Genomic DNA, 1,446 nt, shown 5'->3' on the forward strand with positions numbered 1-1,446 from the left:
TTCAATATCGTTATCCTAGAACTGTCTTTTCATACATCTCTTCCCTTTATTTACAGGGACTTACAGATGAAATTCCACAATATTTTGAAGTAACAGTTCCCAAGGGATACCGTTTTAGGAATGCACCCTTAAATATCAATATTCACAGTGTTTCAAAAGAGAATTTCAACCTTGGTATCACTAGAGTAAAAACTTCCATGGGAAATACTGTTAATATTTATGATTTTGAACGTGTTTTGTGTGATTTTATCCGTAATAGAGATAAGATTGATACCGAGCTCTTTGTTAAAACACTTCAAACGTATAGTAGCTTCCCTAAAAAAAATCTTGTAAATCTCTATGAATATGCTCAAAAATTAAATATATCGGATGAAGTTAAACGAACCTTGGAGGTGCTACTATGAACAAAGCAAAGTTAACAGCTCTCTGTCATAAAATTTCAAAACAAACAGGGTTAACTTTTAATTCAGTAATGACCTATTATTTTCTCGAAATTATTTTGAAAAAACTAAGTCAAAGTTCTTATGCAGATCACTATATTTTTAAGGGTGGGTTTTTACTTTCGAATGTCATAGGTGTTGAGTCTCGTAGTACGGTAGATATTGACTTTTTATTTCATAAGCAGACTTTATCTGAAGAAAATGTTCAACAGCAACTAGAAGAAATTTTTACCGAATCGAAAGATGATATTCAATTTTCTATTCAATCTATATCATCTATCAAAGAAAGTGATAATTATGGCGGTTATAGAGCAACCATATTATGTCAACTGGAAAATATTAAACAAATTATTCATTTAGATATTGCGACCGGTGATATTGTCACACCTCACCCTGTAACCTATGCTTATAAAGCTATTTTTAACGATGAAAGCTTTTCAATCATAGCTTACACAATTGAAACCATCTTGGCTGAAAAGTTACAAACTATTTACTCAAGAAACTTTTTGAATAGCCGCAGCAAAGATTTCTACGATGTCTATATCCTTTCTAAGTTGAAGAAAAACGACATTGACTTTAGACAATTAAATGTTGCTTGTCAAAGAACCTTCTCTTATCGTGAAACAGAACTTGACTATAATGAAATCGTTCAACTTATGGAATCTTTCAAAACTGACCCTATTCAACAACAACAATGGCAAAACTATTCAAATAAATATAGTTACACAAAAGGGATTTCTTTTTCTGAAATACTTGATGAGATTGTTAATTTGGTAAGTGTCATAGCTTCCTCGAACAATGGTTAGCCCTTGCCTAACAGTTTTTTTTGGAAAAAGAAGTGTTAGGACATATAACTTTATTGAGCAGACCTTAAAGTTGATAAACTAGTTCTTAGCTCTTTCAAGGTCTTCTTATTTTTCGTTGTCTCCCATTCAAAAAGGTGGAAGGGGAGACATTGTAAATATCTGTCTACTTGGCAAGTGATTCAGATAAAGCATTCTTCTTA

2 protein-coding genes are annotated in these 1,446 nt (G+C 31.9%); both read left to right on the top strand.

Annotation, left to right across the window (positions count from 1 at the left end):
* On the top strand, window positions 1-404 hold a 404-nt coding region (locus tag HMPREF2571_RS08375; RefSeq protein WP_070847788.1), incomplete at its 5' end, for a type IV toxin-antitoxin system AbiEi family antitoxin domain-containing protein.
* Window positions 401-1,246: a nucleotidyl transferase AbiEii/AbiGii toxin family protein gene (locus tag HMPREF2571_RS08380; protein WP_070847791.1), complete on the top strand. Its 846-nt coding sequence runs from the start codon at window positions 401-403 to the stop codon at window positions 1,244-1,246. The genes HMPREF2571_RS08375 and HMPREF2571_RS08380, both read left to right, overlap by 4 nt.
* The last annotated feature ends 200 nt before the right edge of the window (window positions 1,247-1,446 follow it).

This window comes from Streptococcus sp. HMSC068F04 (genome assembly GCF_001837455.1).
Classification (GTDB): domain Bacteria; phylum Bacillota; class Bacilli; order Lactobacillales; family Streptococcaceae; genus Streptococcus; species Streptococcus salivarius_D.

What these genes read in the sequence shown, in the direction of transcription:
- HMPREF2571_RS08380 (WP_070847791.1), top strand. Translation starts at nt 401, where the DNA reads ATGAACAAAGCAAAGTTAACAGCTCTCTGTCATAAAATTTCAAAACAA.